Consider the following 23677-nt stretch of genomic DNA (forward strand, 5'->3'; position numbering starts at 1 on the left):
ACACATGAATGGTTCTGCGTGATGCCACCCCCGCATTGTTGTTGGGCATACCGGGTCGTGTCACTCGCCTGTGGATAACTGGCGGCGATTTGTCGGGTCCTACGACGCTTTGTCCGTCACGCGGGGTGGATCTCCCGCAGCAGACCCGTCTTCACGTCGAAGACGAAGCCCCGGATGTCGTCGGTGTGCAGCAGGAACGGCGAGGTCCGCACCCGCTCCATCGACTGTCGCACGTCCTGGTCGACGTCGCGGAAGGACTCCACCGCCCACGTCGGCCGCTGGCCGACCTCGTTCTCCAGGTCCTGGCGGAACTCCTCGGTGAGGGTCTCGAGGCCGCAGCCGGTGTGGTGGATGAGGACCACGCTGCGGGTGCCGAGCGCGCGCTGGCTGATGGTCAGGGAGCGGACGACGTCGTCGGTCACCACACCGCCCGCGTTGCGGATGGTGTGGCAGTCGCCCAGTTCGAGGCCGAGTGCCTCGTGCAGGTCGAGACGGGCGTCCATGCACGCGACGACGGCGACGCGCAGGACGGGGCGGGCGTCCATGCCGGGGTCGGTGAACTCGGAGGCGTATTTCGCGTTCGCGTCCACGAGGCGGTCGGTGACCGTCCCCGCGGCTATGTCGCCGAGGGGCTCAGCGGGCGTGTTATCCGGGGAGGCTGCGGAAGTCGACATGGCTTAGACGTTAATGCGCGTTGATCGTCCGGGCCCGCTGTGAGGAGGGACAAAGAACGTCAAAGACTCTTGTTGTGAGCTAACCCACAGGCCGGCCGGAGTACGGCCGAACGGGTGAGCCCACCGGCTCCGCACCCCTGTCGGGGCCGGTCGGCGACGCGCAGGCCGGTTGATTGACCGGGAGACACGGTGGACTAAAGTGACGCGAAGCGGGAGACGTGACCTGCTCCCTGCTGGACCGCACATCCCGGGGATTCCCAGAATCCCCCCACGTGCGCGGCGCGTACGTACGGCTCGGCCTCCTCCCGCTCCCGGTCGGCTGACGCCACTTCCCCGGCGCCAGCAGTCCATTCCCCTTCACGGAGCGGGTGGGGACCCGGCGGTGCGTGCGCACGCCGCGCCGGACCTGAGAGGGCCCCTTGAGCGACAACAGCCGACACGTCCCGGTGATGCTCCAGCGGTGCCTGGACATGTTGGCCCCCGCGCTCGCCGAGCCGGGCGCCGTCGTCGTCGACTGCACCCTTGGACTCGGCGGCCACAGCGAGGCCCTCCTCGCCACCTTCCCGGCCGCCCGCCTCGTCGCCCTGGACCGCGACAAGGAAGCGCTGCGCCTCTCCGGCGAGCGGCTCGCCCCCTACGGCGACCGGGCCACCCTGGTCCACGCGGTCTACGACGAACTCCCCGACGTGCTCGACCGCCTCGGCATCCCCCGCGTCCAGGGCGTCCTCTTCGACCTCGGCGTCTCCTCCATGCAGCTCGACGAGGCCGACCGCGGCTTCGCGTACGCCCAGGACGCCCCCCTCGACATGCGCATGGACCAGACGACCGGCATCAGCGCCGCCGAGGTCCTCAACACGTACGCACCGGGCGAACTGGTGCGGATCCTGCGCCAGTACGGCGAGGAGAAGCAGGCCAAGCGCATCGTGAGCGCCGTCGTCCGCGAACGCGAGAAGGAGCCGTTCAGCAACAGCGCGCGGCTCGTCGAGCTCATCCGCGACTCGCTGCCGCAGGCCGCCAAGCGCACCGGCGGCAACCCCGCCAAGCGCACCTTCCAGGCCCTGCGCATCGAGGTCAACGGTGAGCTGAGCGTCCTGGAACGGGCCATTCCCGCCGCGGTCCAGGCACTCGCCGTCGGCGGCCGGATCGCCGTCCTCTCGTACCACTCGCTGGAGGACCGCCTGGTCAAGCAGGTGTTCGCGGCCGGCGCCGCGAACACCGCACCGCCCGGCCTGCCCGTCGTCCCCGAGCGCTACCAGCCGCGGCTCAAGCTTCTGACGCGCGGCGCCGAACTCCCCACAGAGGAAGAGGTCGCCGAGAACCGCAGGGCGGCCCCGGCCCGGCTGCGGGGCGCGCAGCGCGTACGCGAAGACGTCCGCTGAGCAGCACCCGCTGATCAGAGTCCGCTGATCAGAGTCCGCGAGGAGGCTCCATGAGCAAGAAGCCCGAGCTGCGGGGGAGGGCCGCCCGCCTCGCACGGCTGCTGCCCCAGGGCCCGACCCAGGCCGCGCGCACGCCCTTCGTCCTCCTCGTCGTCGTGCTCCTCGGCGGCGGCCTGATCGTGCTGCTCATCCTGAACTCCTCCCTCAACGAAGGCTCGTTCCAGCTGAGCGAGCTGAAGAAGGAGACCAAGGAGCTCACCGAGGAGGAGCAGGAGCTCCAGCGCGAAGTGGACGGCTATGCGGCCCCCGACGCCCTCCAGCGCCGCGCCCGTGAGCTCGGCATGGTCCCCGGCGGCGACCCGGCCTTCCTCGACCCCGACGGAACCGTGCGCGGCGTGCCGGGCGCCGCGGCCCGCCCCTCGTCACTGGGGTACCCCGCGCCGCGCCCGCAGGAGGTCGCGTCCCCCGCGGCGACCGTCTCGATCCCGGTCGCACCCCCCGTGCCGCCCCCGGCCCCCGACGCCACCGCATCCGCCCCGCCGCCGCCCGCCCCCACCCCCGCCGCCCAGGCGCCCGCGCAGCCCGGCCTCCCCACGACGACCTCCGGCAGGTGACGCAAGTGCCCGACAGGGAACCCCCGCGGCGCCGGGTGCCAGGACCCGCGAAGCCCGTCCGCCCGGCCAAGGCAAGCGCCCCGCGCCGCCCCGCGCCGGGCGGCCGCCCCACAGCCCGCAGGCCCGCAGCCAAGGGCAAGGCCAAGGCCCGCACCATCCGCCTGGGCAGCCCACGGCCGCGCCTGCGCATGGTCAGCCTCGGCCTGACGCTGGTGATGCTCGCCTTCGTCGTACGGCTGCTGCAGGTGCAGGCCGTCGACGCCAGCGCGTACGCCGCCAAGGCCGAGAAGAACCGCTACTTCACCCACACCCTGGCCGCCGAGCGCGGGCGCATCACCGACCGCGCCGGCGTCGAACTGGCCGCCAGTGTGGACGCGTACGACATCACGGCGGACCCCACGCTGTTCACGCCGAAGGAGATGAAGACCGACGACGCGCCCGAGCAGGCGGCCGCGCTGCTGGCCCCGATCCTCGACAAGGACGTCGCCGAGCTCACCGCGAAGCTCAAGACCCCCAAGACGCGCTACGTCCTGCTCGCCCGCCGCCAGAGCCCCCAGGTGTGGAAGCAGATCAAGGACCTGCGCGGCGCCCTCGCCGAGAAAGCGGGCACCGACCCCGCATCGCCGAACGTCCTGGCGGGCGTCCTCGCCGACCCGAGCAGCAAGCGGGTCTATCCGAACGACGACCTCGGCGCCGGGATACTGGGCTGGGTCAACTCCGACGGCAAGGGCGCGGGCGGCCTGGAGGCACAGCTCGACAAGCAGCTGGCCGGCGAGGACGGCAAGGTCCGCTACGCCCAGTCCGGCGGCCGCCAGGTGCCGACGGCGGGCTCCACGGAGACGCCCGCCGTGCCCGGCTCCGACGTCGAGCTCACCATCGACCGCGACATCCAGTGGGCAGCGCAGAACGCCATCAGCGAGCAGGTCAGGAAGTCCCAGGCCGACCGTGGCTACGTGATAGTGCAGGACACGCGGACCGGCGAGGTCCTCGCGATGGCCAACGCCCCCGGCTTCGACCCGAACGACCTCTCGCGGGCCGACGGCGCCGCCCTCGGCAACGCCGCCCTTCAGGACGCCTTCGAGCCGGGCTCCACCGCCAAGGTCATGTCGATGGCCGCCGTCCTGGAAGAGAACGCCGCCACGCCCGGCACGCACGTGACGGTGCCCAACCGGCTGCACCGCGGCGACCGCCTCTTCCAGGACGACATCGACCACCCCACCTGGCACCTGACGCTCAACGGCGTGCTCGCCAAGTCCTCCAACATCGGCACGATCCTCGCCACCGGAGAGCTCGGCAGGACGCAGAAGGAGGCCAACCGGGTCCTCTACTCGTACCTGCGGAAGTTCGGCCTCGGCAAGGAGACCGGGCTCGGCTTCCCCGGCGAGACCTCCGGCATCCTCGCGCCCGCCGACAAGTGGTCCACCTCGCAGCAGTTCACGATCCCCTTCGGCCAAGGTGTCTCGATCAACGCCATGCAGGCCGCGTCGGTCTACTCGACCATCGCCAACGGCGGCGTACGCGTCGAACCCACTTTGGTGCGCGGCACCAAGGGCCCCGACGGCCGCTTCACGCCCGCGCCGAAGCCCAAGAAGACCCGGGTGGTGAGCGAGAAGACGGCGAAGACCGTCTCGCAGATGCTCGAATCCGTCGTCGACGACGAAGAGGGCACCGGCACCAAGGCCCGCATCCCCGGCTACCGCGTCGCGGGCAAGACCGGTACGGCCAACCGGGTCGACCCGGCCACCGGCCGCTACAAGGGCTACACCTCGTCGTTCGCCGGCTTCGCGCCCGCCGACAAGCCGCGCGTCACGGTCTACTGCGCCATCCAGAACGCCACCAAGGGAAGCTACTTCGGCGGCCAGATCTGCGGACCCATCTACAAGGAAGTCATGGAGTTCGCCCTCAAGACGCTCCAAGTACCGCCCACCGGAAGCGGCCCGGCCCGCCTCCCGGTGACCTTCAAGCCCTGAGACCCACCAGGAACAGCTCGTGACAACCATCACGCCAGGCTCGGGGAACCACCCCCCGGCACGCCCCTCACTTCGCTCCGAGAGGGGTACGCCCGGTACGCTCACCGCCGTGCCACACGCTGATCAGTCCCAAACCACCCAGAAGGGCGTTCCCGTGACATATCCGGGACCGCCGCGGCCGGACCGGGTCTCCCCGACCTCGCTGACGGAGCTCGCAGGCCAGCTGGGCGTCGCCGACCCGGGCAGTGCGCAGATCACGGGTATCACGCACGACTCGCGCGCCGTGCGGCCCGGCGACCTCTACGCCGCGCTGCCCGGCGCCCGGATGCACGGCGCCGACTTCGTCGCGCAGGCCGCCGACCTCGGTGCCGCCGCGGTGCTCACCGACCCGACCGGCGCCGAACGCGCGGCCGTGACCGGACTGCCGGTCCTGGTCGTCGACGACCCGCGCGGCAGCATGGGCGAGCTGGCGGCGACGGTCTACGGCCACCCCGGCCGCGACCTGCTGCAGATCGGCATCACCGGCACGTCCGGGAAGACCACCACCGCGTACCTCATCGAGGGCGGCCTCAAGGGCGTCCGCTCGACCGGCCTCATCGGCACGGTCGAGATGCGCATCGGCGACGAGCGCATCAAGTCGGAGCGCACCACCCCCGAAGCCACCGACCTCCAGGCGCTGTTCGCGGTGATGCGCGAGCGCGGCGTCGAGGCGGTCGCGATGGAGGTCTCCAGCCACGCGCTGGTGCTCGGGCGGGTGGACGGCTGCGTCTTCGACGTCGCCGTCTTCAACAACCTCAGCCCGGAGCACATGGAGTTCCACTCCGGCATGGAGGACTACTTCCAGGCCAAGGCGCAGCTGTTCACCAAGCACCGCTCGCGCCTCGGAGTGGTCAACTTCGACGACGAGTACGGGCGCCGGCTCATCACCGAGTCGGAGGTGCCCGTCACCACCTTCTCCGCCGAGGGGCACCCGGACGCCGACTGGCGTGCCGAGGACGTCGAGGTCGGGCCGCTCGACTCGACGTTCGTCGCGGTCGGCCCCGCCGGCGAGCGGATCGCCGCCAAGTCGCCGCTCGCGGGCCCCTTCAACGTCGCCAACACCCTCGCCGCGATCGTCTCGCTGGCCGTCGCGGGGATCGACCCGCAGCAGGCCGCCGACGGCATCGGCGCGGTGCCCGGCGTGCCGGGCCGCCTGGAGCGCGTCGACGCGGGCCAGCCCTACCTGGCCGTCGTCGACTACGCCCACAAGACGGACGCCGTCGAATCGGTCCTGCGCGCGCTGCGCAAGGTCACCGAGGGCAAGCTGCACATCGTGCTCGGCTGCGGCGGCGACCGGGACAAGACCAAGCGGATGCCGATGGGCGCGGCCGCGGCCCGCCTCGCCGACACCGCCGTACTGACCTCCGACAACCCCCGTGGCGAGGACCCCCTCGCGATCCTCGCCACGATGCTCGCCGGCGCCGCCGAGGTCCCGGCCCACGAGCGCGGCGACGTCGCCGTGTTCGAGGACCGCGCCGCCGCCATCCGCGCGGCCGTCGTCCGCGCGCGGCCGGGTGACACCGTCCTCGTCGCGGGCAAGGGCCACGAGCAGGGACAGGACATCGCCGGGGTGGTGCGTCCCTTCGACGACCGCCAGGTACTTCGCGAAGCTATCCAGCAAACCCAGGGATGAAGTTGTGATCGCCCTCTCCCTCGCCGAGATCGCCACCGTCGTCGGCGGGCAGACGTACGACATACCGGATCCGGCCGTCCAGGTCACCGGACCCGTCGTCCGGGACTCCCGTGAGGTGGAGCCCGGAAGCCTCTTCGTCGCCTTCGTCGGCGAGCGCGTCGACGGCCACGACTACGCGGCCGACGTGGTCGCCGCGGGCGCGGTCGCCGTGCTCGCCTCGCGGCCCGTCGGCGTGCCCGCCGTCGTCGTCGTCGACGTGCAGGCGGCCCTCGGAGCCCTTGCGCGCCACGTCGTGGAGCGGCTCGGCGCCACCCTGGTGGCGCTGACGGGCTCGGTCGGCAAGACCAGCTCCAAGGACCTCCTCGCGCAGGTGCTCCGGCGCAAGGCCCCCACGGTCTTCACGCCCGGCTCGTTCAACAACGAGATCGGCCTGCCGCTGACCGCGCTCAGCGCCACCGACGAGACGCGCTTCCTCATCCTCGAGATGGGAGCGCGCGGAATCGGCCACATCCGGTACCTCACCGGACTCACCCCGCCGAAGATCGGGCTCGTCCTGAACGTCGGAACCGCCCACATCGGCGAGTTCGGCGGACGCGAGCAGATCGCACAAGCGAAGGGTGAGCTGGTCGAGTCGCTGCCCGCGGAGGGCGCCGCGGTCCTCAACGCCGACGACCCGCTCGTCCGCGCGATGGCGTCGCGCACGAAGGCGCGCGTGATCCTCTTCGGAGAGGCCGAGGACGCCGACGTACGCGCGGAAAATGTCCGGCTCACAGAGAACGGACAGCCCGCTTTTACGCTGCACACACCCTCCGGGTGCAGCGACGTGACCTTGCGGCTGTACGGTGAGCACCACGTGTCGAACGCGCTTGCCGCGGCCGCCGTCGCCCATGAGCTGGGCATGTCCGTGGACGAGATCGCCCTCGCGCTCTCCGAGGCGGGCACGCTGTCCCGCTGGCGGATGGAGGTCACCGAGCGCCCGGACGGCGTGACGGTCGTCAACGACGCCTACAACGCGAACCCCGAGTCCATGCGAGCCGCTCTGCGCGCGCTCGCGGCCATGGGCAAGGGGCGCCGTACGTGGGCGGTGCTCGGTCACATGGCCGAGCTCGGGGACGAGGGTCTCGCCGAGCACGACGCGGTCGGACGACTTGCCGTCCGGCTCAACGTGAGCAAGCTCGTGGCAGTCGGGGGCAGGGAAGCGTCCTGGCTCCAACTGGGCGCATACAACGAGGGTTCGTGGGGTGAGGAGTCGGTGCACGTGTCCGACGCACAGGCGGCGATCGACCTGCTGCGCAATGAACTGCGCCCAGGTGACGTCGTGCTGGTGAAGGCGTCCAGGTCGGTCGGTCTCGAGAAGGTCGCCACGGCGCTGCTCGACGACGCCGCGGTGTCTTCTGAGGGGCAGGTCTCCGGCCGATGAGGCAGATCCTCTTCGCGGGCGTGATCGGGCTCTTCCTGACCCTGGTCGGTACCCCGCTGCTGATCAAGCTCCTGGCCCGCAAGGGCTACGGCCAGTTCATCCGGGACGACGGCCCGCGCGAGCACCACAGCAAGCGCGGTACGCCGACCATGGGTGGTATCGCCTTCATCCTGGCCACGCTCATCGCGTACTTCCTCACGAAGGTCATCACCGGCACGGAGACCACGCTCTCCGGCCTCCTGGTGCTCTTCCTGATGGCGGGCATGGGCCTCGTCGGCTTCCTCGACGACTACATCAAGATCGTCAAGCAGCGTTCGCTCGGTCTGCGCGCCAAGGCGAAGATGGCCGGCCAGCTGATCGTCGGCATCGGCTTCGCCGTGCTCGCGCTGAACTGGCCGGACAACCGGAACCAGACCCCGGCCTCCACCAAGCTGTCGTTCGTCACGGACTTCGGCTGGTCGATCGGCCCGGTCCTGTTCGTGGTCTGGGCGCTGTTCATGATCCTCGCGATGTCGAACGGCGTGAACCTCACCGACGGTCTGGACGGCCTCGCCACCGGTGCCTCCGTGATGGTCTTCGGCGCCTACACCTTCATCGGTGTCTGGCAGTACCAGGAGTCCTGCGCCAACGCGACGACGCTGACCAACCCGCAGGCGTGCTTCGAGGTCAGAGACCCGCTCGACCTCGCCGTGGTGGCCTCCGCGCTGATGGGCGCCTGCTTCGGCTTCCTGTGGTGGAACACCTCGCCCGCCAAGATCTTCATGGGCGACACCGGCTCGCTCGCCCTCGGCGGCGCGCTCGCCGGCCTCGCGATCTGCTCCCGCACGGAGCTGCTCCTCGCGCTGCTCGGCGGCCTCTTCGTCCTCATCACCATGTCGGTCGTCATCCAGGTCGGTTCGTTCCGGATGACCGGTAAGCGGGTCTTCCGGATGGCGCCACTCCAGCACCACTTCGAACTCAAGGGGTGGTCCGAGGTCCTTGTGGTGGTCCGCTTCTGGATCATCCAGGGCATGTGCGTGATCGTCGGCCTCGGTCTCTTCTACGCGGGATGGGCAGCCGAAAAGTGACCTCTGTGTCCGACTGGCAGGGCAGGAACATCACCGTCGCCGGTCTCGGCGTGAGCGGCATCAGCGCCGCCCGCGCCCTGGCCGGCCTCGGCGCGACGGTGACCGTCGTGGACGGCGGCTCCGGAGAGGCGCACCGGGAACGCGCCGCCTCTCTGGAGAGCGAGGGCATCTCCATACGCCTGGGAGACGCCGAGAGCCTGCCGCCCGGCACGGACCTCGTCGTCACCTCGCCGGGCTGGAAGCCGTCGTCGCCGCTGTTCGCCGCGGCCGCCGAGGCGGGCGTGGACGTCATCGGCGACGTCGAGGTCGCCTGGCGGCTTCGCGGCCCCGACGCGGCCCCCTGGCTCGCCGTCACGGGCACCAACGGCAAGACCACGACGACGCAGATGCTCGCCTCGATCCTTCACGCGGCGGGCCTGCGCACGGCCGCCGTCGGCAACATCGGCACCCCGATCGTGGACGTGGTCCTCGAAGGCGACGACGCGTACGACGTGTTCGCCGTCGAGCTGTCCTCGTACCAGCTGCACTGGGCACCCTCGCTGCGCGCCCACTCCGCGGCCGTCCTCAACCTCGCGCCCGACCACCTGGACTGGCACGGCTCCATGGAGGCGTACGCCGCCGACAAGGGCCGCATCTACGAGGGCAACCGGATCGCCTGCGTCTACAACGTCGCGGACAAGGCGACCGAGGACCTGGTCCGCGAGGCCGACGTCGAAGAGGGCTGCCGCGCCATCGGTTTCACGCTGAACGCGCCCGCACCCTCGCAACTGGGCGTGGTGGACGGCATCCTGGTCGACCGTGCCTTCGTGCCGGACCGCCAGAAGCAGGCCCAGGAGCTCGCCGAGATCTCCGACGTCCAGCCGCCCGCGCCGCACAACATCGCCAACGCGCTGGCCGCGGCGGCCCTCGCGCGCGCCTTCGGCGTGCAGGCGACGGCCGTCCGCGACGGGCTGCGCGCCTTCCGCCCGGACGCCCACCGCATCGAACACGTCGCCGACGTCGAGGGTGTCGCGTACGTCGACGACTCCAAGGCCACCAACACCCACGCCGCCCAGGCGTCGTTGGCGGCGTACGAGTCGATCGTCTGGATCGCGGGCGGGCTCGCCAAGGGCGCCACCTTCGACGAGCTCGTCGCGGGCGCCGCGAAGCGGCTGCGCGGTGCCGTCCTCATCGGCGCCGACCGCGAGCTGATCCGCGAAGCCCTCGCGCGACACGCCCCCGAGGTCCCGGTCGTCGACCTCGACCGGACCGACACTGGGGCGATGTCCGAGGCGGTACGGCGGGCGGCGGAGCTGGCTCAGCCGGGGGACACCGTGCTGATGGCTCCGGCCTGTGCGTCGATGGACATGTTCACCAACTACAACAAGCGTGGTGAAGCGTTCGCGGACGCCGTCCGCGAACTCGGTCCCACGCGCGCCTGACCGGGCTCTCCGTCCGGCGGGCGCCGGGCACACCCTTGGGAGGGGAACGTGGCCAGGTCATCCGTGCGGGTCGCCAGACGACCGGCTCCGGTACGCGCCAGAGGTGCCTCCCACCCTCCGGGCGAGAGCGGGCTCCGGCGGCTCCACAACAGGATCCGCCGGGCCTGGGACCGGCCGCTCACCGCGTACTACCTCATCCTCGGCAGCAGCCTGCTGCTCACCGGGCTCGGCCTGGTGATGGTCTACTCCGCCTCGATGATCCAGGCGCTGCAGCTGGACCTGCCCGCCTCGTACTTCTTCCGGAAGCAGTTCGTGGCGGCCGTGCTCGGCGCGATCCTGCTCCTGGTCGCGATGCGGATGCCCATCAAGCTGCACCGGGCACTCGCCTATCCGATCCTCGCGGTGACCGTCTTCCTGATGGTCCTCGTGCAGATCCCGGGGATAGGGCGCAGCGTCAACGGCAACCAGAACTGGATCTACCTGGGCGGCCCGTTCCAGCTCCAGCCCAGTGAGTTCGGCAAGCTCGCCCTGGTCCTGTGGGGCGCCGACCTGCTGGCGCGTAAACACGACAAGCGGCTCCTTACCCAGTGGAAACACATGCTGGTGCCGCTCGTGCCGGTCGCCTTCATGCTGCTCGGACTCATCATGCTCGGCGGCGACATGGGCACCGCGATCATTCTCACCGCGATCCTCTTCGGCCTGCTGTGGCTCGCGGGAGCACCCACCCGGCTGTTCGCCGGCGTGCTGGGCATCGCGGCGCTGCTCGGTGTGATTCTCATCAAGACCAGCCCGAACCGCATGGCCAGGCTCGCGTGCATCGGCGCCACCGACCCGGGCCCCGGCGACCAGTGCTGGCAGGCCGTACACGGCATCTACGCCCTGGCCTCCGGCGGATTCTTCGGTTCCGGACTCGGCGCGAGTGTGGAAAAATGGGGTCAACTGCCTGAACCGCACACCGACTTCATCTTCGCCATCACCGGCGAGGAACTCGGTCTGGCGGGGACACTGTCGGTGCTCGCCCTGTTCGCGGCTCTAGGCTATGCGGGTATCCGCGTGGCCGGACGCACGGAGGACCCCTTCGTGAGGTATGCCGCGGGAGGCGTGACCACCTGGATCACGGCGCAGGCCGTGATCAACGTCGGTGCGGTGCTCGGTCTGCTGCCGATCGCCGGTGTCCCGCTCCCGCTGTTCTCCTACGGGGGTTCGGCCCTGCTGCCGACCATGTTCGCCATCGGACTCCTCATCGCCTTCGCGCGATCGGACCCGGCGGCGAAGGCGGCCCTGGCCATGCGGCAACCTCGGGTGAGATGGAACACGATGCGACGGCGCGTCAAGGCGCGTTCGTCCGGAGAGCGGTGAATTTCGGTGCATGTCGTACTCGCCGGTGGGGGGACCGCCGGCCACATCGAGCCCGCGCTCGCCCTCGCGGACGCCCTGCGGAGGCAGGACCCGACCGTGGGCATCACGGCCCTGGGCACGGAGCGCGGACTCGAGACCCGGCTCGTACCCGAGCGGGGCTACGAACTCGCGCTGATCCCGGCCGTCCCGCTGCCGCGCAAGCCCACCCCTGAACTGATCACCGTCCCGGGGCGGCTGCGCGGCACCATCAAGGCGGCCGAGCAGATCCTGGAGCGCACCAAGGCGGACTGCGTCGTCGGCTTCGGCGGCTACGTCGCCCTGCCCGGCTACCTCGCGGCCAAGCGGACCGGGACGCCGATCGTCGTGCACGAGGCCAACGCGCGCCCCGGCCTCGCCAACAAGATCGGCTCGCGGTACGCCCACGGGGTGGCCGTCGCCACCCCCGACAGCAAGCTGCGCAACTCCCGCTACATCGGCATCCCGTTGCGGCACACCATCGCGACGCTCGACCGGGCCCGGGTGCGCCCGGAGGCGCGTGCCGCCTTCGGTCTCGACCCGAACCTGCCGACGCTGCTCGTCTCGGGCGGCTCGCAGGGCGCCCGGCGGCTCAACGAGGTCGTCCAGCAGGTCGCCCCTGTGCTCCAGCGCGCGGGCATCCAGATCCTGCACGCGGTCGGCCCGAAGAACGAATTGCCGCAGGTGCACCAGATGCCGGGGATGCCCCCGTACATCCCGGTACCGTACGTGGACCGGATGGACCTCGCGTACGCCGCGGCCGACATGATGCTCTGCCGCGCGGGCGCGATGACCGTGGCCGAACTCTCCGCCGTCGGGCTCCCCGCCGCGTACGTCCCGCTGCCGATCGGCAACGGCGAACAGCGGCTCAACGCCCAGCCGGTGGTCAAGGCCGGCGGCGGACTCCTCGTCGACGACGCGGAACTGACGCCCGAGTGGGTCCAGGGCAACGTGCTGCCCGTGCTGGCCGACCCGCACCGGCTGTACGAGATGTCCCGCGCGGCCTCGGAGTTCGGCCGCAGGGACGCCGACGACCTCCTCGTCGGCATGGTGTACGAGGCGATTGCGTCACGCCGCAACGCGTGAGAAGGCAGGGGACCGTGGCCGGACCGACCACCGCCGAACGGCAGCAGAAGAAGTCCGGCCCGCCCCGCCCGCAGCGCACCCGCCGCCCCCGGCTGCCGCATTCACGCACTCTGATCGTCGTACTGGTGCTCGCCGTGCTCCTCGGCGCCGGCGGGCTCTGGGTGCTCTACGGCTCGCAGTGGCTCCGCCTCGAACGCGTGACGACGTCGGGAACCGGTGTCCTGACGCCCGACGAAGTGCGGGAGGCGGCCGACGCCCCCGTCGGGACACCACTGATTTCGGTCGACACGGACGCCATCGAGGAGCGGCTGCGCTCAAAATTGCCCCGAATTGACTCGGTTGACGTCGTCCGGTCCTGGCCGCACGGAATCGGCCTCGAAGTGACGGAACGCAAGCCGGTCCTCGTTCTCGAAAAGGGCGGAAAGTTCGTCGAAGTGGACGCCGAGGGAGTGCGATTCGCCACGGTCGAGCGCGCGCCCAAGGGGGTGCCGGAGCTCGAATTGGCGCTGGACCGGGAGAGCGGGGCGGCCAGCCTGCGCAGGTTCGGCACCGGCCGGCTGCTGCGCGAGGCGGTGCGGGTCGCCGGTGACCTGCCCGAAGCCGTGGCCCGCGATACCCGGAGCCTCAAGGTCCGCTCGTACGACTCCATCTCGCTGGAGTTGAGCGGCGGGCGCACCGTCGACTGGGGCAGTGGCGAGAAGGGCCGATCCAAGGCCACTACCCTCGTCGCGCTGATGAAAGCGGCTCCCAAGGCGCGGCACTTCGATGTGAGCGTCCCCACCGCCCCTGCGTCAGCGGGGAGTTGACGCATATCGTCGCAGGCCAGCACCCTGGTTCGGCAGCGCTACGGCTGATCACATAGGGTGAAAAGAAAAACGGGAGGTTCGGCGTGTTCGTTGAACGTGCGCCACTTGTCGACTTAGTGTCCTGTTCGGAAGAGTCCAAGGAACAGACACACTGGTAACCCTAAACTTCAGCGTTAGGGTTCGGGTCGGCGTTCGGACCGTCCCATTCGGCATCAGTCGCCGCATCGCATCGATGCGAAACGGCGACACGTAACTCGAGGCGAGAGGCCTTCGACGTGGCAGCACCGCAGAACTACCTCGCAGTCATCAAAGTCATCGGTGTCGGCGGCGGTGGTGTCAATGCCATCAACCGGATGATCGAGGTCGGTCTCAAGGGCGTCGAGTTCATCGCCATCAACACCGACGCGCAAGCCCTGTTGATGAGCGACGCCGACGTCAAGCTCGACGTCGGCCGTGAACTCACCCGCGGCCTCGGCGCCGGCGCCAACCCGGCCGTCGGCCGCAAGGCCGCAGAGGACCACCGCGAGGAGATCGAGGAGGTCCTCAAGGGGGCCGACATGGTCTTCGTCACCGCCGGCGAAGGCGGCGGCACCGGCACCGGCGGCGCACCCGTCGTCGCCAACATCGCGCGCTCGCTCGGCGCCCTCACCATCGGTGTGGTCACCCGGCCGTTCACCTTCGAGGGCCGGCGCCGCGCCAACCAGGCCGAGGACGGCATCGCGGAGCTGCGCGAAGAGGTCGACACCCTCATCGTCATCCCCAACGACCGGCTGCTGTCCATCTCGGACCGCCAGGTCTCCGTCCTCGACGCGTTCAAGTCGGCGGACCAGGTCCTGCTCTCCGGTGTCCAGGGCATCACCGACCTCATCACCACGCCCGGCCTGATCAACCTCGACTTCGCCGACGTCAAGTCGGTCATGTCCGAGGCCGGTTCGGCCCTCATGGGCATCGGCTCGGCCCGCGGCGACGACCGCGCGGTGGCCGCAGCCGAGATGGCGATCTCCTCGCCGCTCCTCGAGGCGTCCATTGACGGCGCCCGCGGCGTGCTGCTCTCCATCTCCGGCGGCTCGGACCTCGGCCTCTTCGAGATCAACGAAGCGGCCCAGCTGGTCAGCGAGGCCGCGCACCCCGAGGCCAACATCATCTTCGGCGCGGTCATCGACGACGCGCTCGGCGACGAGGTCAGGGTCACCGTCATCGCGGCGGGCTTCGACGGCGGCCAGCCACCGTCCAAGCGGGACAACGTCCTCGGCTCGGCGTCGTCGGGAGCCCCCAAGCGCGAGGAGCCGGCCCCGTCCTCCGCACCGTCCCGCCCTGCGGAATCGTCCCGCCCGGCCTTCGGCGGCCTCGGCAGCGTCACCCCGCGCGACGAGCCCTCGACCCCGGAGCCCGCGGAGCCGGCCCCGGTGAGCGAGGCCCCGTCCGCGCCGACGGCGCCGCCGCAGGTCCCGCCGGCCCGTCCCTACCAGGACAGCCAGGCCGAAGAGCTGGACGTGCCGGACTTCCTGAAGTGATGTCGGACTTCTCGAAGTGATAAGCAAGCACAGCACCGTGAGCGGCGCGCACTTCGCCTTCACCGACAGGTGGGGCGGGGTGAGCGCCGTTCCGTACGAAGAGCTCAACCTCGGCGGCGCGGTCGGCGACGACTCCGAGGCCGTGCGCACCAACCGCGCGCTGGCCGCCAAGTCCCTCGGCATCGACCCGGCCCTGGTCGTCTGGATGAACCAGGTACACGGCCGTGACGTCGCCGTGGTCGAAGGACCGTGGGAGTCCGACGCGGAGATCCCGGCCGTCGACGCGGTGGTGACCGCCCGCAGGGGCCTCGCCCTCGCCGTCCTCACCGCGGACTGCACGCCCGTCCTGCTCGCCGATCCGGTGGCCGGGGTCGCGGCCGCGGCGCACGCGGGCCGACCCGGCATGGTGGCGGGAGTCGTGCCCGCCACGGTCGAGGCCATGGTGGCGCTCGGCGCGGACCCCGGGCGCATCGTCGCCCGCACCGGCCCCGCCGTCTGCGGGCGTTGCTACGAAGTGCCGGAGGCGATGCGCGCCGAAGTCGCCGCCGTCGAGCCCGCGGCGCACGCCGGGACGAGTTGGGGTACGCCGGCGGTCGACGTGACCGCCGGGGTGCACGCCCAACTGGAGCGGCTGGGGGTGTGCGACCGGGAGCAGTCGCCGGTGTGCACCCTGGAATCCGGTGACCATTTCTCGTACCGCCGCGACCGGACCACCGGCCGCCTCGCGGGCTATGTCTGGCTGGACTGATAGGGCATGACGGAGCGTAAGTCTCAACTCGCCGCAAATCTGGCGAAGGTCGAGGAGCGCATCGCCGCGGCGTGCGCGGCGGCCGGGCGCAAGCGGGAAGAAGTGACCCTGATCGTGGTCACGAAGACCTATCCGGCGAGCGATGTGCGGATTCTCTCCGAACTCGGTGTGCGGCACGTCGCGGAGAACCGGGACCAGGACGCGGCGCCGAAGGCGGCCGAGAGCGCGGACCTGCCCCTCACGTGGCACTTCGTCGGCCAGCTGCAGACCAACAAAGTCCGTTCCGTGACCGGTTATGCCGATCTGGTGCAGTCCGTGGATCGTCCCAAGCTCGTCACAGCTCTCTCGACGGCCGCGGTGCGCGCGGAGCGCGAGATCGGCTGTCTGATCCAGGTCGCGCTCGACGCCGAGGAGAACGGCCGGGGCGAGCGCGGGGGCGTGGGGCCCGGCGGAATCGAAGAGTTGGCCGACCTCGTCGCGGGGGCGCCGGGGCTGCGGCTCGATGGTCTGATGACCGTGGCGCCGCTGACCGGACCGTACGCGGGACGGCAACAGGCGGCGTTCGAGCGGTTGATGGAATTCTCAACCCTCATGCGCGCGGCTCATCCTGCTGCGAACATGGTGTCGGCAGGGATGAGTGCGGACCTCGAACAGGCTGTGGCGGCCGGGGCGACACATGTGCGCGTCGGTACGGCGGTACTCGGAGTCCGACCCGGGCTCGGGTAACGTCGCCAAGAAGTCGGACCACAGCAGAAAATATGGTCATTCTCGCTGTTGGGCGGGGATACCTCGTGGATCGCGGGCAGTTGACGACGACAGCCGATCCACCACAGAGCGGAGGACTCAGAGCATGGCCGGCGCGATGCGCAAGATGGCGGTCTACCTCGGCCTCGTGGAGGACGATGGGTACGACGGTCCGGGGTTCGACCCCGATGACGAGTTCGAACCCGAGCCGGAGCCCGAGCGCGACCGCAGGAGGCACGAACCATCGCATCAGTCGCACCAGTCCCATCAGTCACAACGGGACGAATCGGTACGAGTGGTGCAGCCGCCCGCCCCGCGCGAGCCGGCGGCCCATTCCGCTTCGCCATCCGCGGAATCCGGACGTCCGGCGCGAATCGCCCCCGTGGCATCCATCACACCTGAACGCCAGAGCCTGGAGAAGAACGCACCGGTGATCATGCCCAAGGTCGTGTCCGAGCGGGAGCCCTACCGCATCACCACATTGCACCCCCGGACCTACAACGAGGCCCGTACCATCGGGGAACACTTCCGTGAGGGCACCCCGGTGATCATGAATCTGACCGAGATGGATGACACGGACGCGAAGCGACTTGTCGACTTTGCGGCCGGTTTGGTCTTCGGCCTGCATGGCAGCATTGAACGAGTGACGCAGAAGGTGTTCCTGTTGTCGCCTGCTAACGTCGATGTAACGGCGGAGGACAAGGCTCGCATCGCAGAGGGCGGGTTCTTCAACCAGAGCTGAGACGCAGTGATGCAGTAGTTGCCGTAGACGCAGTACCGGAACGACGAAGTACGAGTAACAGGGGAGAGGGAACCGCGAACATGAGCGTGGTCGTGCAGGTGCTTTACATCGCGCTGATGTGCTTCCTCATCGTGCTGATCTTCCGGCTCGTCATGGACTACGTCTTCCAGTTCGCCCGCTCATGGCAACCCGGCAAGCCGATGGTGGTCGTTCTGGAGGCCACCTACACTGTCACTGATCCACCGCTCAAGCTCCTGCGGCGGTTCATTCCGCCGCTGCGTCTCGGGGGCGTGGCGCTCGACCTGTCCTTCTTCGTACTGATGATCATCGTCTACATCCTGATCCACATCGTGAGTCAGCTGTGATGAGTGCGATGTCTAATACGGTCTTGCCGAATGCCGACGACTACGTTGAGGTGAAGAGATGCCGTTGACCCCCGAGGACGTGCGGAACAAACAGTTCACGACCGTCCGCCTCCGAGAAGGCTATGACGAGGACGAGGTCGATGCCTTCCTCGATGAGGTCGAAGCCGAACTGACGCGACTCCTCCGCGAGAACGAGGACCTGCGCGCCAAGCTCGCCGCGGCCACCCGTGCCGCCGCGCAGAACCAGCAGCAGGGCGGGATGCGCAAGGGCCCCGACGGGCCGCAGGACCAGCGCGGTCCCGGCGCCCCCGTGCCCGCCGCAATATCAGGTCCGCAGCCGGTGCCGCCGCAGCAGCATCAGCAGCAGCAGATGGGTGGCCCCATGGGCGGCCCGCCGCAGCTGCCCGGTGGCGCGCCGCAGCTGCCCGCAGGCCCCAGCGGCCACGGCCAGGGGCATGGCCCGCAGGGCGGTCCGCAGGGTCCCGGCCCGATGGGTCAGGGTCCGATGGGCGGTCCCATGGGTGGCCCCATGGGCGGTCACGGTCCGCAGATGCCGCAGCCCGGCCAGGGCCCCGGTGGCGACAGCGCCGCCCGTGTGCTCTCCCTGGCGCAGCAGACCGCCGACCAGGCGATCGCGGAGGCCCGTTCCGAGGCCAACAAGATCGTCGGCGAGGCTCGCTCGCGCGCCGAGGGCCTCGAGCGTGACGCCCGTGCCAAGGCCGACGCCCTGGAGCGGGACGCGCAGGAGAAGCACCGCGTCGCGATGGGCTCCCTGGAGTCCGCTCGCGCCACGCTGGAGCGCAAGGTCGAGGACCTGCGCGGCTTCGAGCGCGAGTACCGCACGCGTCTGAAGTCCTACCTGGAGTCGCAGCTGCGCCAGCTGGAGACCCAGGCCGACGACTCGCTGGCCCCGCCGCGCACGCCGGCCACCGCCTCGCTGCCGCCGTCCCCGGCGCCGTCGATGGCTCCGGCCGGTGCGGGTGCCCCGTCCTACGGCGGCAACCAGTCGATGGGCGGTGGCAACCAGCAGAACGGCGGCCCGTCCTACGGCAGCCAGCAGCAGATGTCGCCGGCGATGACCCAGCCGATGGCGCCGGTGCGGCCGCAGGGCCAGCAGCCGATGCAGCAGGCTCCGTCGCCGATGCGTGGCTTCCTCATCGACGAGGACGACAACTGACGGGCGTGACCACGCCTTAGGCGTCGGCAGCGTTCAGGGCCGGGCCCCCGGATATTCCGGGGGCCCGGCCCTTTGTCGTGCTTGTACGGTTGTCCTGGTGTTGGCTCGGCCCGCATGCGAAAGGCCCGGTCCCGCCGATGATCTCGGCGGGACCGGGCCTTCGTACGAGCGCTTACGCCTTGCGGAGGCGGAACGTCAGCTTCAGGGAGTCATCCGTGAACGGCTGTCCGAACGTGTCGTCCGCCTCACCCCGGGCGAAGTCGGTCGCGAGGACCTCGTCCGCGATGAGCTCCGCGTGCTCGGCCAGGGCCGTCTCCACCGCCGGGTCCGCGGAGGTCCACCGCAGGGCGATCCGGTCGGCGACGTCCAGGCCGCTGTTCTTGCGGGCCTCCTGGATCAGGCGGATCGCGTCGCGGGCCAGGCCGGCGCGGCGCAGCTCCTCGGTGATCTCCAGGTCAAGGGCGACCGTGGCGCCGGACTCGGACGCCACCGACCAGCCCTCGCGCGGGGTCTCCGTGATGATGACCTCGTCGGGGGCGAGCGTCACCGTCTCGCCGTCGACCTCGACCGACGCCGTGCCCTCGCGCAGGGCCAGCGACAGCGCGGCCGCGTCCGCGTCGGCGACGGCCTTGGCGACCGCCTGGACGCCCTTGCCGAAGCGCTTGCCGAGCGCCCGGAAGTTGGCCTTGGCCGTGGTGTCGACCAGTGAACCGCCGACTTCGGAGAGCGACGCCAGCGAGGAGACGTTGAGCTCCTCGGTGATCTGGGTGTGCAGCTCGGGGTTGAGCGACTCGAAGCCCGTGGCCGCGATCAGCGCGCGGGAGAGCGGCTGACGGGTCTTGACGCCGGACTCCGCGCGCGTGGCGCGGCCGAGCTCGACGAGCCGGCGCACGAGCACCATCTGCTGCGACAGCTCCGGGTCGATGGCGGAGAGGTCCGCCTCCGGCCAGGAGGAGAGGTGCACCGACTCCGGGGCGTCGGGGGTGACCGGCACGATCAGGTCCTGCCAGACACGCTCCGTGATGAACGGGGTCAGCGGGGCCATCAGGCGCGTGACCGTCTCGACGACCTCGTGCAGGGTGCGCAGGGCCGCCTTGTCGCCCTGCCAGAAGCGGCGGCGGGAGCGGCGCACGTACCAGTTCGAGAGGTTGTCGACGAAGACGGAGAGCAGCTTGCCGGCGCGCTGGGTGTCGTAGCCCTCCAGGGCCTGGGTGACCTGGTCGGTCAGCGCGTGCAGCTCGCTCAGCAGCCAGCGGTCCAGGAGCGGGCGGTCGGCGGGCGCCGGGTCGGCGTCGCTGGGGGCCCACTTCGACGTACGGGCGTAGAGCGCCTGGAAGGCGACCGTGTTCCAGTACGTGAGGAGGGTCTTGCGGACGACTTCCTGGATGGTGCCGTGGCCGACGCGGCGGGCCGCCCAGGGGGAGCCGCCGGCCGCCATGAACCAGCGGACCGCGTCGGCGCCGTGCTGGTCCATGAGCGGGATGGGCTGGAGGATGTTGCCCAGGTGCTTGGACATCTTGCGGCCGTCCTCGGCGAGGATGTGGCCGAGGCAGACCACGTTCTCGTACGAGGACTTGTCGAAGACCAGGGTGCCGACGGCCATCAGCGTGTAGAACCAGCCGCGGGTCTGGTCGATGGCCTCCGAGATGAACTGCGCCGGATACCGGCTCTCGAAGAGCTCCTTGTTCTTGTACGGGTATCCCCACTGGGCGAACGGCATCGAGCCCGAGTCGTACCAGGCGTCGATGACCTCCGGCACGCGCGTGGCCGTGCTGGAGCAGCCCTCCTGGGGGCACGTGAAGGTGATCTCGTCGATGAACGGGCGGTGCGGGTCCAGGGAGGACTGGTCGGTGCCCGTCAGGTCGGAGAGCTCGGCGCGGGAGCCGACGCAGGTGAGGTGGTCCTCCTCGCAGCGCCAGATGGGCAGAGGGGTGCCCCAGTAGCGGTTGCGGGACAGCGCCCAGTCGACGTTGTTGGTCAGCCAGTCGCCGAAGCGGCCGTGCTTGACCGAGTCCGGGAACCAGTTGGTCTTCTCGTTCTCCTGGAGGAGGCGGTCCTTGATGGCGGTGGTGCGGATGTACCAGGACGGCTGCGCGTAGTACAGCAGCGCCGTGTGGCAGCGCCAGCAGTGCGGGTAGCTGTGCTCGTACGCGATGTGCTTGAAGAGCAGGCCCCGGTCGGCCAGGTCCTTCGTGAGACTTTCGTCCGCCTTCTTGAAGAAGACACCGCCTACGAGGGGGACGTCCTCTTCGAAGGTGCCGTCGGGGCGGACCGGGTTGACGACCGGCAGACCGTACGACCGGCAGACCTTGAGGTCGTCCTCACCGAAGGCGGGGGACTGGTGGACGAGGCCGGTGCCGTCCTCCGTCGTCACGTACTCGGCGTTCACGACGTAATGCGCCGGAGCCGGGAACTCGACCAGGTCGAAGGGACGTTGGTAGTTCCAGCGCTCCATCTCGGCGCCGGTGAAGGTCTCGCCGGTCACCGTCCACCCCTCGCCGAGGGCCTTCTCGACGAGCGGCTGGGCGACGACCAGCTTCTCCTCGCCGTTCGTCGCGACGACGTACGTGACGTCCGGGTGCGCGGCGACTGCGGTGTTGGAGACGAGGGTCCAGGGGGTCGTCGTCCAGACCAGGAGGGCGGCCTCGCCCGCGAGGGGACCGGAGGTGAGGGGGAAACGGACGTAGACGGACGGGTCGACGACCGTCTCGTAGCCCTGCGCCAGCTCGTGGTCGGAGAGGCCCGTGCCGCAGCGGGGGCACCAGGGGGCGACGCGGTGGTCCTGGACGAGGAGGTCCTTGTTGAAGATCTCCTTCAGGGACCACCAGACCGAGTCGACGTACTCCGGGTTCATCGTGCGGTACGCGTCGTCGAGGTCGACCCAGTAACCCATGCGGGTCGTGAGCTCGGCGAAGGCGTCGGTGTGCCGGGTCACGGACTCGCGGCACTTGGCGTTGAACTCGGCGATGCCGTACGCCTCGATGTCCTTCTTGCCGTTGAACCCGAGCTCCTTCTCGACGGCGAGCTCCACCGGGAGGCCGTGGCAGTCCCAGCCGGCCTTGCGGGCCACGTGGTAGCCCCGCATGGTGCGGAAGCGGGGGAAGACGTCCTTGAAGACGCGGGCTTCGATGTGGTGGGCGCCCGGCATGCCGTTGGCGGTCGGCGGGCCCTCGTAGAACACCCACTCGGGGCGGCCCTCGGACTGCTCGAGGCTCTTGGCGAAGATCTTCTGCTCTTGCCAGAAGTCGAGCACGGCGTGCTCGAGGGCGGGCAGGTCGACCTGGGCGGGCACCTGACGGTACTGCGGCGGCGTATTCAACGAAGTCCTCCGGCGGATGTGCTGCCTTCCGTCGGAGGGACGAGAGCTATGTGCGCCTGGTGCGGCGCGCTCCCGCGGTACCACCCTCCTTGGCCCTCCGGGACGGGGTCCGTGCCGGTGAGCCCCCTCATTGGGGTCGCGAAACCGGGTCTACTCGCCTCGGCTGGGACGCCTCGGCTTTCTTCCGGCGGCTCCGGGGTGATCTTCACGTCGCGCTCGCCCCCGGGCTCACACCGTCCCCGGGTCGCTCATGGCTGCGTACGCCGCTACTCGTCCCCATCCACGCTTCTCGCTGCCGCCCAGTGTACGGCGCCCGGTGAGCGGTGGCCGACCGGTTTTCCGGGAGCCCTGGGACGGGTGGGGAAGGAGGGGACGACTGACCCGAATGGCGACATGCGGGGCGGGCGGATCCGGGCGGGCGTCCACCGGCGGATTACCCGCCGGGGAGTTGGGCACAACGCATGCAGACTCGCCGTGCGGCACCCGTGGGGCGGGCGAATCGGGCGGCGTGCCCCGTTGCCGCGGGCCTGGAGTCGATTTATCGTCCCAGCACGATTCGCGAGCAAGATCACAATATGTGAAGGGGCCGCGGCCATGGTGGCGAAGAAGACCGCCGTACAGCAGTCGGCGTCCGGCAGATCCACCGACGCGGGGGCGGCGTCCGACGCCGAAGGGACGGTGACGGGGAAGAAGGCCGCGGTGAAGAAGGCGGTGGCGAAGAAGGTCGCCGCGAAGAAGGCGGTGGCGAAGAGGGCGGTGATGGGGGAGCCGGCCAAGAAGGCTCCGGCGAAGAAGGCCACGGCCAAGAAGGCTCCGGGCCCGGTCAAGGAAGGGGAAGCCCAGGAGGCGGGTGCCGAGGCGGACGCTGAGAGCGCTGCCAAGGAGCACGACCCGGCAGAAAGCTCCCCCAAGAAGAGCGCGGCCAAGAAGATCGCAGCAAAGAAGACCACGGCGAAGAAGACCACGGCCAAGAAGACCGCCAAGAAGAGCACGGCTCAGCAGGGCACGGACAACGGAACGGCCGCATCCGCGGCCGAAGGTGCGGCTGAGGCCGCGGAGACGACGGGAGCCACGACGGTGGTTGCGAAGAAGACTCCGGGCACGGCGACAGCGGCGAAGCAGCCCACGGCGGCGCCCCAGGCGGTGCCGAAGGCGCGGGCCGCCGCGGTGGGGCCCGGCGAGCTCGCGGTGCGGCCTGGCGAGGATCCCTGGACTCCGGCGGAGGTCGCGGAGGCCCGCACGGAGCTCCAGAGCGAGTCGCTGCGGCTGCGCAGCGAGATCGCGTCCTCCGAGGACGCCCTGGCGGGGCTGATGCGGGACTCCGGTGACGGGGCGGGCGACGACGAGGCGGACACCGGCACGAAGAACATCACGCGGGAGCACGAGATGTCGCTGGCCGCCAACGCGCGCGAGATGCTGGAGCAGACCGAGCGCGCCCTGGAACGCCTCGACGCGGGGACGTACGGCCTCTGCGAGAACTGCGGCAACGCCATCGGCAAGGCGCGGATGCAGGCCTTCCCCCGCGCGACGCTCTGCGTGGAGTGCAAGCAGAAGCAGGAGCGGCGCTCCTGAGCGCGGCCTGGGC

At 70.3% G+C, this 23677-nt stretch carries 19 protein-coding genes; 17 read left to right on the forward strand and 2 right to left on the reverse strand.

From position 1 onward, the window contains the following. Positions 1-116: 116 nt before the first annotated feature. Complete coding sequence (locus ACZ7LU_RS29165; RefSeq protein WP_398307189.1) at positions 117-674, reverse strand: beta-class carbonic anhydrase; 558 nt, start codon at positions 672-674, stop codon at positions 117-119. A 419-nt stretch (positions 675-1093) separates the two neighbouring features. Between ACZ7LU_RS29165 and rsmH the strand changes: the two genes are divergently transcribed. The 16 genes from rsmH to ACZ7LU_RS29245 all read left to right on the forward strand — a co-directional run bounded on the left by rsmH (position 1094) and on the right by ACZ7LU_RS29245 (position 18773). Next, positions 1094-2053 carry a 16S rRNA (cytosine(1402)-N(4))-methyltransferase RsmH gene (rsmH, locus tag ACZ7LU_RS29170; protein WP_398307191.1) on the forward strand — a complete coding sequence of 320 codons (960 nt, stop codon included), beginning with the start codon at positions 1094-1096 and terminating at the stop codon, positions 2051-2053. Between the two features lie 50 nt (positions 2054-2103). After that, positions 2104-2667, forward strand: coding sequence for a cell division protein FtsL (gene ftsL, locus ACZ7LU_RS29175; protein WP_470980875.1), 564 nt, complete (start codon positions 2104-2106; stop codon positions 2665-2667). Between the two features lie 5 nt (positions 2668-2672). Then, positions 2673-4637, forward strand: coding sequence for a peptidoglycan D,D-transpeptidase FtsI family protein (locus ACZ7LU_RS29180; RefSeq protein ID WP_471145166.1), 1965 nt, complete (start codon positions 2673-2675; stop codon positions 4635-4637). 19 nt (positions 4638-4656) lie between these two features. Continuing rightward, a complete protein-coding gene (locus ACZ7LU_RS29185) occupies positions 4657-6309 on the forward strand; it encodes a UDP-N-acetylmuramoyl-L-alanyl-D-glutamate--2,6-diaminopimelate ligase (protein ID WP_398307197.1) in 1653 nt (550 codons plus the stop codon). Between the two features lie 4 nt (positions 6310-6313). After that, positions 6314-7729, forward strand: a complete 1416-nt coding sequence (locus ACZ7LU_RS29190) for a UDP-N-acetylmuramoyl-tripeptide--D-alanyl-D-alanine ligase (protein WP_471918455.1) — start codon at positions 6314-6316, stop codon at positions 7727-7729. After that, positions 7726-8796 carry a phospho-N-acetylmuramoyl-pentapeptide-transferase gene (gene mraY, locus ACZ7LU_RS29195; RefSeq protein ID WP_125512299.1) on the forward strand — a complete coding sequence of 357 codons (1071 nt, stop codon included), beginning with the start codon at positions 7726-7728 and terminating at the stop codon, positions 8794-8796. The genes ACZ7LU_RS29190 and mraY overlap by 4 nt, the downstream gene beginning before the upstream one ends. A 5-nt stretch (positions 8797-8801) precedes the next feature. Next, positions 8802-10217 (forward strand): UDP-N-acetylmuramoyl-L-alanine--D-glutamate ligase, encoded by a 1416-nt coding sequence (murD, locus tag ACZ7LU_RS29200; protein WP_471918456.1) that lies wholly within the window; start codon positions 8802-8804, stop codon positions 10215-10217. Between the two features lie 48 nt (positions 10218-10265). Further along, positions 10266-11576 (forward strand): putative lipid II flippase FtsW, encoded by a 1311-nt coding sequence (ftsW, locus tag ACZ7LU_RS29205; RefSeq protein WP_468717507.1) that lies wholly within the window; start codon positions 10266-10268, stop codon positions 11574-11576. 6 nt (positions 11577-11582) lie between these two features. Beyond that, the gene (murG, locus tag ACZ7LU_RS29210) at positions 11583-12677 is read left to right on the forward strand and encodes an undecaprenyldiphospho-muramoylpentapeptide beta-N-acetylglucosaminyltransferase (RefSeq protein ID WP_362992424.1); all 1095 of its coding nucleotides are present in this window, start codon (positions 11583-11585) and stop codon (positions 12675-12677) included. A 14-nt stretch (positions 12678-12691) separates the two neighbouring features. Continuing rightward, the gene (locus ACZ7LU_RS29215; protein WP_471918457.1) at positions 12692-13483 is read left to right on the forward strand and encodes a cell division protein FtsQ/DivIB; all 792 of its coding nucleotides are present in this window, start codon (positions 12692-12694) and stop codon (positions 13481-13483) included. A 275-nt stretch (positions 13484-13758) separates the two neighbouring features. Next, positions 13759-14997 carry a cell division protein FtsZ gene (gene ftsZ, locus ACZ7LU_RS29220; RefSeq protein ID WP_398307208.1) on the forward strand — a complete coding sequence of 413 codons (1239 nt, stop codon included), beginning with the start codon at positions 13759-13761 and terminating at the stop codon, positions 14995-14997. 37 nt (positions 14998-15034) lie between these two features. After that, a complete protein-coding gene (pgeF, locus tag ACZ7LU_RS29225) occupies positions 15035-15745 on the forward strand; it encodes a peptidoglycan editing factor PgeF (RefSeq protein ID WP_471918458.1) in 711 nt (236 codons plus the stop codon). A 6-nt stretch (positions 15746-15751) separates the two neighbouring features. Continuing rightward, positions 15752-16471, forward strand: a complete 720-nt coding sequence (locus ACZ7LU_RS29230) for a YggS family pyridoxal phosphate-dependent enzyme (protein ID WP_362992416.1) — start codon at positions 15752-15754, stop codon at positions 16469-16471. Positions 16472-16595: 124 nt separating this feature from the next. After that, positions 16596-17231, forward strand: a complete 636-nt coding sequence (locus tag ACZ7LU_RS29235) for a cell division protein SepF (protein WP_398307214.1) — start codon at positions 16596-16598, stop codon at positions 17229-17231. Positions 17232-17311: 80 nt separating this feature from the next. Continuing rightward, a complete protein-coding gene (locus ACZ7LU_RS29240) occupies positions 17312-17596 on the forward strand; it encodes a YggT family protein (RefSeq protein WP_150166801.1) in 285 nt (94 codons plus the stop codon). Positions 17597-17654: 58 nt separating this feature from the next. Further along, positions 17655-18773 (forward strand): DivIVA domain-containing protein, encoded by a 1119-nt coding sequence (locus tag ACZ7LU_RS29245; protein ID WP_398307216.1) that lies wholly within the window; start codon positions 17655-17657, stop codon positions 18771-18773. 172 nt (positions 18774-18945) lie between these two features. Here the strand turns inward: ACZ7LU_RS29245 and ileS are convergent, their stop codons facing one another. Next, positions 18946-22092: an isoleucine--tRNA ligase gene (ileS, locus tag ACZ7LU_RS29250; RefSeq protein ID WP_471918459.1), complete on the reverse strand. Its 3147-nt coding sequence runs from the start codon at positions 22090-22092 to the stop codon at positions 18946-18948. 594 nt (positions 22093-22686) lie between these two features. On the opposite strand from ileS, the gene ACZ7LU_RS29255 reads away from it, so the two are divergent. Further along, positions 22687-23664, forward strand: coding sequence for a TraR/DksA family transcriptional regulator (locus ACZ7LU_RS29255; protein ID WP_471918460.1), 978 nt, complete (start codon positions 22687-22689; stop codon positions 23662-23664). Positions 23665-23677 lie beyond the last annotated feature (13 nt).

This window comes from Streptomyces sp. NPDC039462 (assembly GCF_055639375.1).